Raw genomic sequence first — 15,926 nt, forward strand, 5'->3', positions numbered from 1 at the left:
TAGCCACTGGCTGTGGGTGGGGACCCATGGCCGCGCACAGCGGCCCCTCGGGGCCGTCCATCGGGCACCGGATCCCCGGCGCGGACCGCACTCCAGCGGGGCCTGTCGACGGGGCGTGGGCTCGCTTTCCGGATCGCTTTCCGGAACCGGCCGCTCAGGGGGGAGGATGGACCCATGCAGCCACGCAACATGTCCATGAGTGGAGTCGTCGACCTCGCCGCGGTGAAGGCGGCCGGCGAAGCGAAGCAGAAGGCCGAGCAGGCCCGCGCCGAGGCCGCCCGCACGGGCGCGGCGCCGGCCGGCGCCACCCGCCTGGTGTTCGACGTCGACGAGGCGGGGTTCCAGCAGGACGTCCTGCAGCGTTCCACCGAGGTCCCGGTCGTCATCGACTTCTGGGCCGAGTGGTGCCAGCCGTGCAAGCAGCTCGGTCCGCTGCTGGAGAGCCTCGCGGCGGAGTACGCCGGCAAGTTCGTCCTCGCCAAGATCGACGTCGACAGCAACCAGATGCTGTTCCAGCAGTTCGGGGTGCAGGGCATCCCGGCGGTGTTCGCGGTGGTCGCGGGCCAGCCGATCCCGCTCTTCCAGGGCGCGGTCCCCGAGGCGCAGCTGCGGCAGGTGCTGGACCAGCTGGTGCAGGTCGCCGAGCAGCAGTTCGGCATCGTGGGCGCGCCGGTCGACCCGGCGGCGGCCGAGCAGGCCGATGCCCCGGCCCCGGCGCCGGTCGGCCCGTACGACGCGGCGCTGACCACGGCGGCCGACGCGCTGGACGCCGGTGACCTCGGCGGCGCCATCCGCGCCTACCAGAACGTCCTCTCCGACGACCCGACCAACCCGGAGGCCAAGCTCGGTCTGGCCCAGGCCGAACTCCTCCAGCGGGTGCAGGACCTGGACCCGCAGGCGGTGCGCCAGGAGGCCGCGGAGCGCCCGGCCGACGTCCAGGCCCAGATCAGGGCCGCGGACCTGGACCTGGTGGGCGGTCACGTCGAGGACGCCTTCGGCCGGCTGGTCGACGCCGTGCAGCGGACGGTCGGGGAGGACCGCGAGGCCGCGCGGGTGCGGCTGCTGGAGCTGTTCGACGTGATCGGCGCGGACGACCCGCGGGTGACCAAGGCGCGCACCGCGCTGGCGCGCGTCCTGTTCTGAGCCGGCGCGTTCCCCCTCCACCACCCCCCGGGAGACGGCGCTCCGCGCCGAATTTCCCCTCGTGCCGGGTCTTTTCCGGCACATTTCCGTCCCGTCCGGTTCCGTCCTGCGGCAACTCCCGCACACACGTCCGGCAAACGGAGCAGCGGCCGCGCTTTACCGAAACTTGGTAAACGCGGCCGCTGTTACTTGGAGTAAGAGCAGACGGCCAATTTGCCGGATTCTGTTCAGAATTGCCCCTTGTTTGGGCGCCATCAGGGACGACGCTGGGTGCCCGGGTGATCTCCGTGCGTCGCGGCGTAGTTATCGGCCCGTTACCCGCAAGTAACGAGGGCCTTGTGCGCCGGGCGGGAATGGACGACGATCGGCCACGCTCGGTCCATTCCCGCAGCCCGGCATCCGGTCGGCGCCGCGGGGTACTTGGGTCCCCACCGAGTGGGTCGGCGGCAGTGGCGCCGACCGCGGACAGGGGGGTCTCTGCCCTTGGGCGGGGCCTGTCCGGTGAGGTTGCGCGAGAGCGTGGCCAGTGGTTGTCGCTCGGGGGTGATCGCCGGTATTCGGATACACGCTGTGCCTCCGAGACGGGCGCTCTCCTTCCCGAGGACGTAGCACTTCTCCCATCCCAGGTACGGCTGCCTTCAACGGAGGCGGCGCGTACTGGAGATGTACGTCCGAGAAGGAGGAAAGTCATGGAGTCCCTGACTCGTGGCGGGACCAGATGGAAGCGGTTCGCCGTCGTCATGGTGCCGAGTGTCGCGGCCACCGCCGCGATCGGCGTCGCCCTCTCGCAGGGTGCCCTGGCGGCGTCGTTCAGCGTGTCCGGCCAGCAGTTCAAGGTCAGCACGGACCGGTTGGACGGCACCGGCTTCGTCCAGTACGGGGCGGTCGACGCCCAGAAGAACGGCACGAACGTCCCAGTGGCGGTCTCGGCGTTCAGCACCGCCAAGATCCGTAACCTGTGCCAGTCCGTCGTCGTGCCCGTCCCGCTCTTCGGCGACGTGTCGATGAAGCTCCAGGCCGGCGGCGGCAAGGACCCGGTGGAGGCCAAGAACCTCTACATCGACCTGGACCAGCTGAACGCGGACGCGACCTTCAACAACATCAACATCGGTGTTGCGGCGGGTTCGACGTCCAAGGGCCCCGGCATCAAGAAGGGCGACAAGGCCGACCCCGGCTCCTTCGCCCAGGAGGCCGACACCGCCACGCTGACCAAGGTGCAGCAGCGTGCCTGGGCCACCACGGCCGGCACCTTCAAGCTCAGCGGCCTCAAGATGAGCGTCAGCAAGGGCAAGAACGAGTGCTACTGATGCGCTGAGCGTGCGGGCGCGGGGAGAGCTGTACGGCGCGAGCCGTTCCCCGTGCCCGTGTGCCCGGTAGCGCTGAAGTGCCTGCAGAACCACCGATTTGCCAGTCCCGAGGAGCCGGACGACATGAGTGACTGGAGCACGGGGGTCTCCTCCCCGGCCGGAGGCTGGGGGAGAGTCAACAACACGTACGCGCGGCGCGGATGTGGGCCCGCCGACCGCAAGGAGGCTGGCGCATGAGCGCGGAACAGCGACCTGAGCCGAACGAGACCCGAGGCGGGAAGCGGCAGGCGTTCCGGGAGTGGCGCGGACAACGCCCGTTCTGGGGCGGACTGCTGACCATCCTGGCCGGCGTCCCGATCATGTATCTCCCTTACGCGAACCTCACCATCGGGTCGCTCACCGTCCGCATGGCGACCACCGCCGGCGCCGGCTCGCTGATCATCGGCGTGCTGCTGGTGGTGCTCGGCCTGACCATGTGGTTCCAGCCGGCCTCGCGGGTCTTCGCGGGCGTCGCCGCGATCCTGCTGGCGCTGGTCTCCATCGTCGTCTCGAACTTCGGCGGCCTCGTGGTCGGCTTCCTGATGGGGCTGATCGGCGGCGCGCTGAGCGTCTCCTGGGCGCCGGGCCGGCCCGCGCAGAGCGAGGAGGGGCCCGGTGAACCGGACCGCGTCGTCGGGCCGTCCCCCACGCCTGAACGGCGTGGGGGGACCCCCCTCGCCACCAACCCCGCACCGGCGGCCGGTGGCCCCGGGTTGGGCAACGGACTGGACAACCTGTCAGGAACGAGCCCGACCAACGGAACGAACGGGAGGCACCGTGCCGGGTGACGAGCTGCATGACGACGGGGCAGCCGCCGGGGCGAGGAGAGTCCCCCCGCGCCGTCCAGGCGCGGGGGACGGGCCGAAGCACGCGGCACCCCGAAAGCCGCTGCTGAGCCGCCTGCATGTGCCCGCGGGCAAGGCGATCGCCATCGCGGCGATGCCGTCCGCCGTCCTCATGGGGATGGGGCTGACGCCCCAGATGGCGATAGCCAAGCCGGCGCCGCCGGAGAGCCCCTTCAGGAACGGCCCGTGCGTCACCGCCCCGGACACGTCCGGCAAGGACGCCAAGGCCAAGGACGGCGCCAAGGACACTAAGGACACCAAGGACACCAAGGACGCGGCGAAGGGCGGCGGCAAGGACACCGCCGGGGACACCGCCAAGGACGGCACGCCGTCCGCGAAGCCCAGCGCCTCGCCGTCGCCGTCGGCCGGCCAGGACGCGGGGAGCACCAAGCCGGTCGCGCCGTCCGCCTCCGCGACCCCGTCGCCCTCCGCCACCCCGGAGAAGAAGGACGACGGCGGACTGCTGGGCGGTATCGGCGATGCGCTCGGCGACCTCTTCGGCGTGCACAAGAAGACCGCGGAGCCGTCCGCCTCGCCGAGCCCCTCGCCGTCCGCGTCCGCGACGAAGACCCCGTCGCCGTCGCCGGACCCGTCGTCGCAGGGCTCCGGGCCCGGCCTGGACGAGGTCACCAAGCCGGTCGGCGACGCGCTCAAGAACCCCTCGAAGGCGGTCAACGACACCGTGCACGGCGCCGTCGGCACGGTCGACAACGCCCTGCCCGGCGGCGGGCTCGACGGCAAGGACTCCAGCGGCAAGCCGGCGTTCCCCTGCGTGGTCGAGAACAAGCAGAAGGGCACGGACGAGCAGACGCCCGACACCCTGCCGAACCTGCCCTGGCACCTGGAGTCCAGCGGGCTGACCCTGCGCGGCCTGGACTACGCGGGGGTGGTCAACGTCATGACCCAGGACGGCCACACCAAGCAGGCCCTGAAGTTCACCGCGGACAGCATCGACATCGGCGACCTGCACCAGATCGTCGACGATCCGGCGTCCGGCAAGCACTACCACGTGCGGTCGACCCCGGGTTCCACGTCCACCATTCGCGGCGGCAAGGTGACGCTGTACACCGAGCGGCTGCAGGGCAATCTCTTCGGGCTGATCCCGATCGTCTTCGACCCGGAGCACCCGCCGCCGCTCAACGTCCCGTTCGCCTACTTCAGCAAGGTGAAGCTGGACCAGGCGGGCCAGTTCGGCGGCAACCTCCACGTCCCGGGCATGCGGGTGTCCATCGAGGACTGACCGGCCCGGCCGGATCCGGTACGACCTTTCCGGGAGCCGCACGAACGGCGGTGGGCCGCCCCCTGATCAAGGGGGCGGCCCACCGCCGTTCGTGCGTCCGGGGACGGCGCGTCAGGCGCGCTCGCCGCCGAGGTGGTGCACCCGGACCATGTTGGTGGTGCCGGGGACGCCGGGGGGCGAACCGGCAGTGATGATCATGGTGTCGCCCTCGCTGTAGCGCTTGAGCTTGAGCAGCTCGGCGTCGACCAGGTCGACCATCGCGTCGGTGTTGTCGACGTGCGGGACGACGAAGCTGTCCACGCCCCAGCTCAGGGTGAGCTGGTTGCGGGTGGCGAGGTCGGTGGTGAAGGCCAGGATCGGCTGGGTGGCGCGATAACGGGACAGCCGGCGGGCGGTGTCACCGGACTTGGTGAAGGCGACCAGTGCCTTGCCGTCCAGGAAGTCGGCCATCTCGCAGGCCGCGCGGGCCACCGCGCCGCCCTGCGTGCGCGGCTTCTTGCCGGGCACCAGCGGCTGGAGGCCCTTGGACAGCAGCTCCTCCTCGGCCGCCTCGACGATCTTCGACATCGTCTTGACGGTCTCGATCGGGTACTGGCCGACCGAGGACTCCGCGGAGAGCATCACCGCGTCCGCGCCGTCGAGGATGGCGTTGGCGACGTCGGACGCCTCGGCGCGGGTGGGCCGGGAGTTGGTGATCATCGACTCCATCATCTGGGTCGCGACGATCACCGGCTTGGCGTTCCGGCGGCACATCTCGACCAGCCGCTTCTGCACCATCGGGACCTTCTCCAGCGGGTACTCCACCGCCAGGTCGCCACGGGCCACCATCACCGCGTCGAAGGCCATCACGACCTCCTGCATGTTGGCGACCGCCTGCGGCTTCTCGACCTTGGCGATGACCGGGACCCGGCGGCCCACCTCGTCCATGACGCGGTGCACGTCCTGGACGTCCTTGGCGTCCCGCACGAAGGACAGCGCGACCATGTCGCAGCCCATGTGCAGGGCGAACTTCAGGTCCTCGATGTCCTTCTCGGACAGCGCCGGGACGTTCACCGCGGCGCCGGGCAGGTTGATGCCCTTGTGGTCGGAGATGACCCCGCCCTCGATGACGATGGTGCGCACCCGCGGGCCGTCGATCTCGACGACCTGGAGGGCGACGTTGCCGTCGTTGATCAGGACCGGGTCGCCCTTGGAGACGTCGCCGGGCAGGCCCTTGTAGGTGGTGCCGCAGATGTGCTTGTCGCCGGGCACGTCCTCGGTGGTGATGACGAACTCGTCGCCGCGCACCAGCTCGACCGGGCCGTCGGCGAAGGTCTCCAGGCGGATCTTGGGGCCCTGGAGGTCGGCCAGCACGCCCACGGCGCGGCCGGTCTCCTCGGCGGCCTTGCGGAGGCGGTGGTACCGCTCCTCGTGCTCCGAGTGGGTCCCGTGGCTCATGTTGAAGCGGGCCACGTTCATACCGGCCTCGATCAGCGTCTTCAGCTTCTCGTAGGAGTCGACGGCGGGGCCCAGGGTGCAGACGATTTTGGAACGGCGCATGTCTCGATCCTATCGGTTTGTTTCGGAGCGGAATATTTCGCTCTGCTTCAAAGGCCCTTTAGACGACGCGAGGCGACGCGAGCGGAGCGAGCGGGTCCCGATGCGGGATCCGCGGGCCAGCGCCGGACTAGGCGGTGACCAGGGCGTATGTCTGCTGGGCGATCTCCAGTTCCTCGTCGGTGGGGACCACGGCGACCGCGACCCGGGCGTAGTCGGGCGAGATCAGCCGCGGCTCGTCGGACCGTACGGCGTTGAGCGAGGCGTCCACCGCCATGCCCAGCTCCTCCAGGCCCGCGACGGCGGCGGCCCGGACCGGGGCGGCGTTCTCGCCGACGCCCGCGGTGAAGGTCACCGCGTCGACCTTGCCGAGCACCGCGGTGTAGGCGCCGATGTACTTCTTCAGCCGGTGGATGTAGATGTCGAAGGCGAGCGCGGCGCGCTCGTCGCCGCCGTCGATCCGGCGGCGGATCTCCCGCATGTCGTTGTCGCCGCACAGCCCGAGCAGGCCGCTCTTCTTGTTGAGCAGCTCGTCGATCTCGTCCGCGGACATCCCGGCCACCCGCTTGAGGTGGAAGGTCACCGCCGGGTCGATGTCACCGGAGCGGGTGCCCATGACCAGGCCCTCCAGCGGGGTCAGGCCCATGGAGGTGTCCACGCACCGGCCGCCACGGACCGCGGACGCGGAGGCGCCGTTGCCCAGGTGCAGCACGATCACGTTGATGTCCTCCGGCGCCTTGCCGAGCAGCTCCGCGGTGCGGCGGGAGACGTAGGCGTGCGAGGTGCCGTGGAAGCCGTAGCGGCGGATGCGGTGCGCGTCGGCGGTCGCCACGTCGATGGCGTAGCGGGCCGCGTGCTCCGGCATCGTGGTGTGGAAGGCGGTGTCGAAGACCGCGACCTGCGGGAGGTCGGGGCGCAGCGCCTGGGCGGTGCGGATCCCGGTGATGTTGGCCGGGTTGTGCAGCGGGGCCACCGGCACCAGCCGCTCGATCTCCTTGAGCACCGCGTCGTCGATGACGGTCGGCGCGGTGAACTTCAGCCCGCCGTGCACCACCCGGTGCCCGATCGCGGCCAGCTCCGGGGAGTCCAGGCCGAGGCCGTCGGCGGCCAGTTCGTCCGCGACCGCCTTCAGTGCGGCCTGGTGGTCGGCTATCGGTCCGGTGGTCTCGCGGGTGGCGCCGCCGGCGGCCAGCGGGGTGTGGACCAGGCGCGAGGTCTCCTCACCGATCCGCTCGACCAGGCCGACGGCGAGCCGGGCCGCGCCGGAGCCGCTGCCCGACCGGGCGACGCCCATGTCGAGCAGCTGGTACTTCAGCGACGAGGAGCCGGAGTTGAGGACGAGGACGCGGGTGGCTTTGGCAGTCATGAAGGGGCTTTCCGGTGGGGGGAGGAGGTCAGGCGGTGTGGCCGGCGCCGGGCTCGGCGCCCTGGGCCTGGATCGCGGTGATGGCGACGGTGTTGACGATGTCCTGGACGAGGGCACCGCGGGAGAGGTCGTTGACCGGTTTGCGCAGGCCCTGCAGGACCGGGCCGACCGCGACCGCGCCGGCGGAGCGCTGGACGGCCTTGTAGGTGTTGTTGCCGGTGTTGAGGTCCGGGAAGATCAGCACGGTGGCCTTGCCTGCCACCTCGGAGTCCGGGAGCTTGGTCCGTGCGACTGCCGCGTCCACCGCCGCGTCGTACTGGATGGGGCCCTCGACCAGCAGGTCCGGGCGCCGCTCGCGGACCAGCTCGGTGGCCTTGCGCACCTTGTCCACGTCGGCGCCGGAGCCGGAGGTGCCGGTGGAGTACGACAGCATCGCGATCCGCGGCTCGACGCCGAACCGGGCGGCGGTGGTGGCGGACTGGATGGCGATGTCGGCCAGCTGCTCGGCGTTCGGGTCCGGGTTGACCGCGCAGTCGCCGTAGACCAGCACCCGGTCGGCCAGGCACATGAAGAAGACCGACGAGACGATCTGCGCGCCCGGCTGCGTCTTGATGATCTCGAAGGCGGGGCGGATGGTGGCGGCGGTGGAGTGCACCGCGCCGGAGACCATGCCGTCGGCCAGGCCCTCCTGCACCATCAGGGTGCCGAAGTAGGAGACGTCCGCGACCACGTCGTAGGCCAGCTCGTAGCTGACGCCCTTGTGGGAGCGGAGCGTGGCGTACAGCTCGGCGAACCGCTCGCGCAGCGCGGAGGTCTGCGGGTCGATGATCTGGGCGTCCGCCAGGTCGATGGCCAGGTCGGCGGCGCGCTTGCGGATCGCCTCCTCCTCGCCCAGCAGCGTCAGGTCGCACACGTCGCGGCGCAGCAGCACGTCGGCGGCGCGCAGCACCCGCTCCTCGGTGCCCTCGGGGAGGACGACCCGGCGGCGGCCGGCACGGGACCGCTCGATCAGCTCGTGCTCGAACATCATCGGCGTGACCCGGCCGGAGCGGGCCACCGAGACCCGGTCGGTCAGCTCCGCGGTGTCCACGTGCCGCTCGAACAGGCCGAGCGCGGTCTCCGCCTTGCGCGGCGAGGCGGCGTTCAGCTTGCCCTCGATGGCGAACAGCTCGGCGGCGGTCGGGAAGGACCCGCCGGGTACCGAGACGACCGGGGTGCCGGGCGCCAGGCGGGCGGCCAGCGCCATGATGTCCGGGCCGGGGCGCTCATGGAGGGTGAGGAGCACGCCGGCGATCGACGGGGCGCCGGCGCTGTGCGCGGCGAGCGAGCCGATGACCAGATCTGCGCGGTCCCCGGGCGTCACCACGAGGCAGCCGGGGGTGAGCGCCTGGAGGAAGGTCGGCAGCATCGCACCGCCGAAGACGAAGTCCCGGGCGTCCCGGGCGAGCCCGGAGTCGTCGCCGAGCAGGATCTCGGCGCCCAGCGCCTGCACGATCTGGCCGACGGTCGGTGCGGAGAGCGAGCCGTCCTCGGGGAGCGCGTAGCAGGGCACCGGCAGTCGGGCGGCGAGCCGCTCGACGATCGCGGTGCGCTGCTCAGGCGCGACGCGGTTGACGACCAGCGCGACGACGTCGCAGCCCAGCGTGGTGTAGGCGCGGTAGGCGTTGCGGGCCTCGGCGCGCACCGACTCGGCCTCCTGGCCCTGACCGCCGACGACGGGTATCACCGCGGCGCCGAACTCGTTGGCCAGCCGGGCGTTGAGCGCCAGCTCGTCCGGGAGGCTGGTGTCGGCGTAGTCCGAGCCCAGCACGAGGACGTACTCGTACTCCCGGGCCACCTGGTGGAAGCGGTCCACGAGCCGGGAGACCAGCTCGTCGGTGCCGCGCTCGGCCTGGAGGGCGGCGGCCTCCTCGTAGCTGATGCCGTAGACGGAGTCGGCGGGCTGGGCGAGGCGGTAGCGGGCCCGCAGCAGTTCGTACAGGCGGTCGGGGCCTTCGTGGACCAGCGGGCGGAACACTCCCACCCGGTCGACGTGGCGGGTCAGGAGCTCCATGACTCCCAGCTCGACGACCTGGCGTCCGTCGCCGCGGTCGATACCGGTCACGTACACGCTGCGGGTCACGCGTGGTCTCCGTCCATTCGATGGCCGCGAGGCGCCTGCTCGCGAGTTTTCCCTGCTCACAAGGTCAAAATGAGCCATTATTCTGGGCTTGCCCCTCTTGACAATACCTGCGCGGATAGCTAAGTCGCTCTCCCAGTTTCCCTGTGGGGGCCGGGGCGGGGACAGTGGGGGGTGGTCCCCTCATGCGGCCGGGGTCGGGGTTGCACCGACGAACCCGTGAAACAATCGGACCGGCTCACACGAACCGACAGCGAGCACAGGAGACACAGCACGATGCGTATCGGAGTCCTCACCGCAGGCGGCGACTGTCCCGGCCTGAATGCTGTGATCCGGTCCGTCGTCCACCGCGCCCTCGCCGGCCACGGAGACGAGGTCATCGGTTTTGAGGACGGCTTCAAGGGGCTGCTCGACGGCCGCTTCCGCAAGCTCGACCTGGACGCGGTCAGCGGCATCCTCGCCCGCGGCGGCACCATCCTCGGTTCCGCCCGCCTGGAGCGCGCCCGGCTGCGCGAGGCGTGCGAGAGCGCCAAGGACTTCTCCCGCGAGTACGGGATAGACGTCCTGATCCCGATCGGCGGCGAGGGCACGCTCACCGCCGCCCGGATGCTCGCCGACGCCGGCATGCCGGTGGTCGGCGTCCCCAAGACGATCGACAACGACATCTCCTCCACCGACCGCACCTTCGGCTTCGACACCGCCGTCGGTGTGGCCACCGAGGCGATCGACCGCCTCAAGACCACTGCCGAATCGCACCAGCGGGTCATGGTCGTCGAGGTCATGGGCCGGCACGCGGGCTGGATCGCGCTGGAGTCCGGGATGGCCGGCGGCGCCCACGGCATCTGCCTGCCGGAGCGCGAGTTCGACGTCAACGACCTGGTGAAGATGGTCGAGGAGCGGTTCGCCCGGGGCAAGAAGTTCGCGGTGGTCTGCGTCGCCGAGGGCGCCCACCCGCTCGCCGGCACCATGGACTACAAGAAGGGTGCCATCGACCAGTTCGGCCACGAGCGGTTCTCCGGCATCGGCACCGCCCTCGCCCACGAACTGGAGAAGCGCCTGGGCAAGGAGGCCCGCCCGGTCATCCTCGGCCACGTCCAGCGCGGCGGCACCCCCACCGCCTACGACCGGGTGCTGGCCACCCGCTTCGGCTGGCACGCGGTCGAGGCCGCGCACCGCGGTGACTTCGGGCAGATGACCGCGCTGCGCGGCACGGACATCGTCATGACCCCGCTGGCCGAGGCGATCACCGAGCTCAAGCGGGTCCCGGCGGACCGCATGGACGAGGCCGAGTCGGTCTTCTGACGGACGTTCTCGTCAACTCGGCACGGGCGGCGCACCGTTGAGGTGCGCCGCCCGTTTTCCTGGAGTTGCCCGTTCTTCCGGCTACTGATGGACGGTCCAGTGGTCGTCGGCGCCCGCCTGGACGAACTTCAGCGGCGGGCACAGGAACGCGTTCGGATCGGGGGCGGTGTCGGTCCACGGCGAGTCGGACGGGCTCGCCGGCTTCCAGGCGCCGTTCCTGCGCAGCTGCACGGCGCTGCTGTCGAAGCTGGTGTGCTGCGCCTCCGTGCAGTAGTACCCCTCTCCCGTGGCCGGGTCGACGCTCGCATAGATCTCGAACATGTCCCAGCCGTGGTCCAGCCCGCTCTGGTCCGTGCCCGACTGCCGGAACAGCAGGTCCCAGGCGGCGGTGCGGTAGTTGTAGAGGTACGCCGACCAGCGGTTGGCGGCGTTGTCGTCCCGCACCATCTGCACGCTGTACGCGGCCGGCCCGCCGTTGCCGGGGGTGTAGTTCTTCAGGAAGGCGTCGTCGATCGGGACGGTCTTGGCCGGGCCGACCGTCCCGCACCAGTCCCACGCCCAGATCTCGTTGCCGGTGTTGGTGTACGCGGTCACCACTTCCATGCACGAGTTCTGGGCCTTGGTGGTGGGCGCGTAGGTGACGTTGTCGGCGTCGGTGACCGTGTAGGACGGGTCGACGGTGTGGGTGGCCATGATGCCGTCATGCGTACCGGGCTGGGGGAAGACGCCCCACCAGTTGTGGGTGACCTGGCCCGCCCGGGGTGCCGCGGCGGTCGGCCGACTGCCGGGGAGTCGGGGGTGGTGCGTCCACGCCGGGCCGGATACGGCGCGGCGCCCGGCCAGGAACGTACGGGCGGCGTGCTCGCGCCCCGGGGTGCGGGCCGGGGTGCGCGCCCCGATGACGACGCCGGTGTGCGGGGCGGTGGGGGAGGGCGGCGGAGCGGTCCGGGCCGCGGCCGGGTGGGTGGTGGCGGTGGCGGGGGCGGCCAGGGCCACCGTCACCAGGGCGGTGAGGGCCGAGGCGGCGAGGGTCAGGGCGGTGCGGGGCGAACGGGATCGTGCTCGGGAAGCGGTTCTGCGTCCGGGGCTGTCCACGATTCCTCCAGGGCCTGTGGGGGGTGGCCCGGGCTGGTCCGGGCGTGCCTGGGCTGACCTGCGCCGGAGTGCGTGCGCCTGCGCTGGCCTGGACCAACGGGGGTCTAATGGAATGTCCATGACAGCGTGGGGAGTGTCAAGGGATCCGGCGCAACGCCCGGTCCCCGCCCCTCAGTTGAGGAGCGGGGACCGGGGGTGAAGGCGCCGGGTGTACGGGACTACTGCGCGCCGATGGACTCCAGCGGGTTCAGACGGGCGGCGCGGCGGGCGGGCCAGGCGGCCGCCAGGACGCCGACCACCAGGGCGATCCCGAAGAAGAGCGCCAACCGGCCCCAGGGCAGGACCATCTCGTACGTCGGGAGGGAGTTGGCGGTCATGCTGCCGCCGGCCCAGGCGAGGAAGACACCCACGCCGATGCCGAGCACCGCGCCGAACAGGGAGATGACCACCGACTCCAGACGGACCATCTGCTTGATGCCGGTGCGGGGCAGCCCGATGGCGCGGAGCATGCCGATCTCGCGGGTGCGCTCGAAGACCGACATCGCCAGGGTGTTGACGACGCCCAGGACCGCGATGACCACGGCCATGCCGAGCAGCCCGTACATCATGTTCAGCATGGTGTTGATGGCGCCGGCGTCCTGGTTGCGCAGCGCGTCGCGGTCCTGGACCTTCAGAAGCGGGCTGTTGCCGAGGGCGTCGCGGATCTCCTTGCCCAGACCGGCGGAGGCGCCGTCGGCGGCCTTGACCAGCACCTCGTCGTCCTTGAACGGCTTCTTGTGCGGGTCGATCAGGGATGCCGCGCCCAGCGCGTCGCGGACGATCCCGTTGTCCTGGTAGATGCCGGTGATCGTCAGCTTCTGCTTCTTGGCCTTGCCGCTGAAGAACTCCGCTTCGACGGTGTCGCCGACCTTCCAGCCCAGCTCCTTGGCCTTGGTGCGGGACACCGCGATCCCGTTGCCCCGTACGGCGTCGTAGGAACCGCGCTCGAACCGGACGTCGGTGACCTTGGGCAGTTGGGTCAGGTCGGTGCCGGTGAGGGAGAGGAACCCGTCGCCCGTCGTCCTGAGGCCGACCTGCCGCAGCGGGACGACGGCCTCGACGCCCGACACCCGCGCCGCCTTCTTCGAGAGCTGGGGGTCGATCCCGTCGAAGTGGGAGGAGGTGACCTTGTAGTCGGCCTTCAGGTCCTTGGCGACCATCTCGTCCGTGGCGCGCTGGACGGAGTGCCCGCCCACCGTCATGCCGGTGATCAGTGCGAGACCGATCATCAGGGCGGAGGCGGTGGCGGCGGTGCGGCGCGGGTTGCGCAGCGCGTTCTCCTTGGCCAGCTTTCCGGTGACGCCGAAGAGGCGGGTGGTGACCTTGCCGGCCAGTGCCACCAGCGGACGCGACAGCAGCGGGGCCAGGATGATCACGCCGGTCAGGGTCAGGACGCCGCCCGCCATGGCCATGGTCAGCGCGCCGCTGTCCTTCTGCGTGGAGACGTACAGCATGGCCGCCACTCCGAGGGCGGTGACCACCGCGCCCAGGGTGTTGCGGAGGACCAGGCCGCGCTGGGCCGGCGGCGCCTCGACGGTGCTCAGCGCCTCGATCGGAGCGATCCTGGCCGCCTTGCGGGACGGAAGCCAGGCGGCCAGCACGGTCACCAGCACCCCGACGCCGAGGGCGGTGAGCACCGCGGACGGGCGCAGGACCAACGGGCCGTCGGGGAAGCCGGCGCCGGTGGCGTTCAGCAGCGGACGCAGGCCGACCGCGATCCCCAGGCCGAGCGCGAAGCCGACGGCCGAGGAGGCCAGGCCCAGCAGGCCCGCCTCGGCCAGCACCGAGCGCACCACCTGACGACGGGAGGCGCCGACCGCGCGCATCAGCGCGATCTCGCGGCTGCGCTGGGCGATGAGCATGGTGAAGGTGTTGGCGATGATGAAGACACCGACGAACAGCGCGATGCCCGCGAAGGTCAGCAGCATCTTCGTCAGCGAGCTGGTGCTCTCGGTGATGAACCTGGCCTCCTGGGAGGCGAGTTCGGTGCCGCTGGTGGCGACGGCGCGGTCCTTGGGCAGCAGCGTGCGGACCTGCTCGGTCAGTGCCTGGTTGTCGGCGCCGGGCTTGGCGGTGACCACCAGCTCGTCGTACTGGCCCGGGTGCAGGAACAGCTTCTGCGCGGTGCTGGTGTCGAAGAGCGCGAGGCTGGCCCCCGACGTCACCTGCGGGTCATCCGTGCCCACGATGCCGACCAGCTTCTTGGTCAGCGCCGGGCCGTCGGTCGCGAAGCGCACGGTGTCGCCGAGCGCGTAGCCGCCGCGCTGAGCGGACTTGGCGTCCAGCGCGAGCTCGCCGGCGGAGGCCGGTGCGCGGCCCTCCCGCAGCGGGTAGCGGCTGTCCTTGCCGTCCCGGTCCGGGACGTAGTTGACGCCGCGGTTCCCCCACTCACGGCCGAGCGGCTGGTTGTCCTTGCCGACCACGATGGTGTCGCCGGACAGGGACGGGCGTACGGACGCCACGCCCGGCAGCGTGCGGATCCGGTCCGCGAGCGGGTCGGTCAGGGCGCTGTCGCGCCGGCCGTCCGCCGGCTCCTCGCCGTCGCCGTCGGCGTTGCGGGGGGACGCCGACTGCACGGAGACGGCGACGTCCTTGAGGTTCTTGGACATGGCGTTGCGGTACGCCGCGCCGACGGTATCGCTGAAGATCAGCGTGCCGGAGACGAACGCGGTACCGAGGACGACCGCGAGCGCGGTCATCATCAGGCGGGCCTTGTGCGCGACGATGTTGCGCAGAGCTGTACGAAGCATGGTGGGTGTTCAGTCCTGGAGGTGGGCTGGGTCCTGGAGGTCGGCCGGGTCCGGCCTGGGGTCTGGCACCGGCCGGGGGCGGGGAGGGCCCGGGGCTCGGGCGGGAGGCGCGTACGGCCCTCAGCTCGTACGGCCCTTGGCGTCGAACATGCGCATCCGGTCCAGGACGGTGTCCGCGGTCGGCCCGCGCAGCTCGTCCACGATGTGGCCGTCGGCCAGGAAGATCACCCGGTCCGCGTAGCCGGCGGCGACCGGGTCGTGGGTGACCATCACCACCGTCTGGCCCATCGCCTGCACCGACTCCCGCAGGAAGCCCAGCACCTCGGCGCCGGAGCGGGAGTCGAGGTTGCCGGTCGGCTCGTCCGCGAAGATGATCTCCGGCTGGGCGGCCAGCGCCCGCGCCACCGCGACCCGCTGCTGCTGGCCGCCGGACAATTGCGACGGCCGGTGCCCGAGCCGCCCCGACAGGCCGACGGTCTCCACGACCCGGCTCACCCACTCCCGGTCCGGGCGGCGGCCGGCGATGTCCATCGGCAGCGTGATGTTCTCCAGCGCGGTCAGGGTGGGCAGCAGGTTGAACGCCTGGAAGATGAAGCCGATCTTGTCCCGGCGGAGCCGGGTCAGCTGCTTGTCGTTCAGCGCGGCCAGTTCCACGTCGCCGATCCGCGCCGAACCGGTGGATATCGAATCCAGCCCGGCCATGCAGTGCATCAGCGTGGACTTGCCCGATCCGGACGGCCCCATGATCGCGGTGAACCGGGCCCGCTCGAACTCCACGTCGACGGAGTCCAGGGCGACCACCTGGGTCTCGCCCTGGCCGTAGACCTTGCTCAGGCTCGTGGCCCGGGCGGCGACGGCCGTGGTGGCGTGGGCGGGGAAGGCGGGACGGGGGACGGCGGTGTGCGGCACCACAACTCCTGGGGGGCGACGGGACGGACGGCGCGAACAGTGCGGCAGCCAGCACCACTGGCCTCGCAAAGCGCTGTCCCCATCTTCGATGCCGCAGGTCAGCCCATTCTTCGGCCGGAAGGACCGAAAGCCGCACCGGCCGGAAGTGCCACAGTCGGAGCCGGCGTCCTCCTCAGGGCGGACGGCCGTCCGCCCGCAGACCGACGGGACGCGTCAGGGTCCGGGCCCGCGCGGTG

Annotated in this window: 11 protein-coding genes; 5 read left to right on the forward strand and 6 right to left on the reverse strand. The window is 71.3% G+C overall.

Features of this window, described 5'->3' with window-relative positions; translation table 11 throughout:
* Positions 1 to 174: 174 nt before the first annotated feature.
* From JNO44_RS28985 to JNO44_RS29000, 4 genes are all read left to right on the forward strand, one after another.
* Entirely contained in the window at positions 175 to 1,143 is a 969-nt protein-coding gene (locus JNO44_RS28985) for a tetratricopeptide repeat protein (protein WP_205366710.1), read from the forward strand.
* Between the two features lie 689 nt (positions 1,144 to 1,832).
* Positions 1,833 to 2,450: a DUF6230 family protein gene (locus tag JNO44_RS28990; RefSeq protein WP_067346853.1), complete on the forward strand. Its 618-nt coding sequence runs from the start codon at positions 1,833 to 1,835 to the stop codon at positions 2,448 to 2,450.
* A 233-nt stretch (positions 2,451 to 2,683) separates the two neighbouring features.
* The gene (locus JNO44_RS28995; protein WP_205366711.1) at positions 2,684 to 3,277 is read left to right on the forward strand and encodes a DUF6114 domain-containing protein; all 594 of its coding nucleotides are present in this window, start codon (positions 2,684 to 2,686) and stop codon (positions 3,275 to 3,277) included.
* Positions 3,278 to 3,395: 118 nt separating this feature from the next.
* Entirely contained in the window at positions 3,396 to 4,574 is a 1,179-nt protein-coding gene (locus JNO44_RS29000; protein WP_240167699.1) for a hypothetical protein, read from the forward strand.
* 111 nt (positions 4,575 to 4,685) lie between these two features.
* On the opposite strand, the gene pyk is transcribed toward JNO44_RS29000, so the two are convergent.
* The 3 genes from pyk to pta all read right to left on the reverse strand — a co-directional run bounded on the left by pyk (position 4,686) and on the right by pta (position 9,598).
* Positions 4,686 to 6,113 (reverse strand): pyruvate kinase, encoded by a 1,428-nt coding sequence (pyk, locus tag JNO44_RS29005; protein ID WP_205366713.1) that lies wholly within the window; start codon positions 6,111 to 6,113, stop codon positions 4,686 to 4,688.
* A 127-nt stretch (positions 6,114 to 6,240) separates the two neighbouring features.
* Positions 6,241 to 7,476 (reverse strand): acetate kinase, encoded by a 1,236-nt coding sequence (locus JNO44_RS29010; protein WP_205366714.1) that lies wholly within the window; start codon positions 7,474 to 7,476, stop codon positions 6,241 to 6,243.
* 28 nt (positions 7,477 to 7,504) lie between these two features.
* Positions 7,505 to 9,598, reverse strand: coding sequence for a phosphate acetyltransferase (gene pta / locus JNO44_RS29015; RefSeq protein WP_205366715.1), 2,094 nt, complete (start codon positions 9,596 to 9,598; stop codon positions 7,505 to 7,507).
* 273 nt (positions 9,599 to 9,871) lie between these two features.
* On the opposite strand from pta, the gene JNO44_RS29020 reads away from it, so the two are divergent.
* Positions 9,872 to 10,897: an ATP-dependent 6-phosphofructokinase gene (locus JNO44_RS29020; RefSeq protein WP_205366716.1), complete on the forward strand. Its 1,026-nt coding sequence runs from the start codon at positions 9,872 to 9,874 to the stop codon at positions 10,895 to 10,897.
* An 81-nt stretch (positions 10,898 to 10,978) separates the two neighbouring features.
* Here JNO44_RS29020 and JNO44_RS29025 read toward each other — a convergent pair whose 3' ends face one another.
* The 3 genes from JNO44_RS29025 to JNO44_RS29035 form a co-directional block, all read right to left on the reverse strand.
* Positions 10,979 to 11,992: a carbohydrate-binding protein gene (locus JNO44_RS29025; RefSeq protein WP_205366717.1), complete on the reverse strand. Its 1,014-nt coding sequence runs from the start codon at positions 11,990 to 11,992 to the stop codon at positions 10,979 to 10,981.
* A 218-nt stretch (positions 11,993 to 12,210) separates the two neighbouring features.
* Positions 12,211 to 14,781 carry an ABC transporter permease gene (locus tag JNO44_RS29030; RefSeq protein ID WP_205366718.1) on the reverse strand — a complete coding sequence of 857 codons (2,571 nt, stop codon included), beginning with the start codon at positions 14,779 to 14,781 and terminating at the stop codon, positions 12,211 to 12,213.
* A 120-nt stretch (positions 14,782 to 14,901) separates the two neighbouring features.
* A complete protein-coding gene (locus JNO44_RS29035; RefSeq protein ID WP_073443434.1) occupies positions 14,902 to 15,690 on the reverse strand; it encodes an ABC transporter ATP-binding protein in 789 nt (262 codons plus the stop codon).
* Positions 15,691 to 15,926 lie beyond the last annotated feature (236 nt).

It is taken from the genome of Streptomyces noursei (assembly GCF_016917755.1).
In the GTDB taxonomy this organism is placed as follows: domain Bacteria; phylum Actinomycetota; class Actinomycetes; order Streptomycetales; family Streptomycetaceae; genus Streptomyces; species Streptomyces yunnanensis.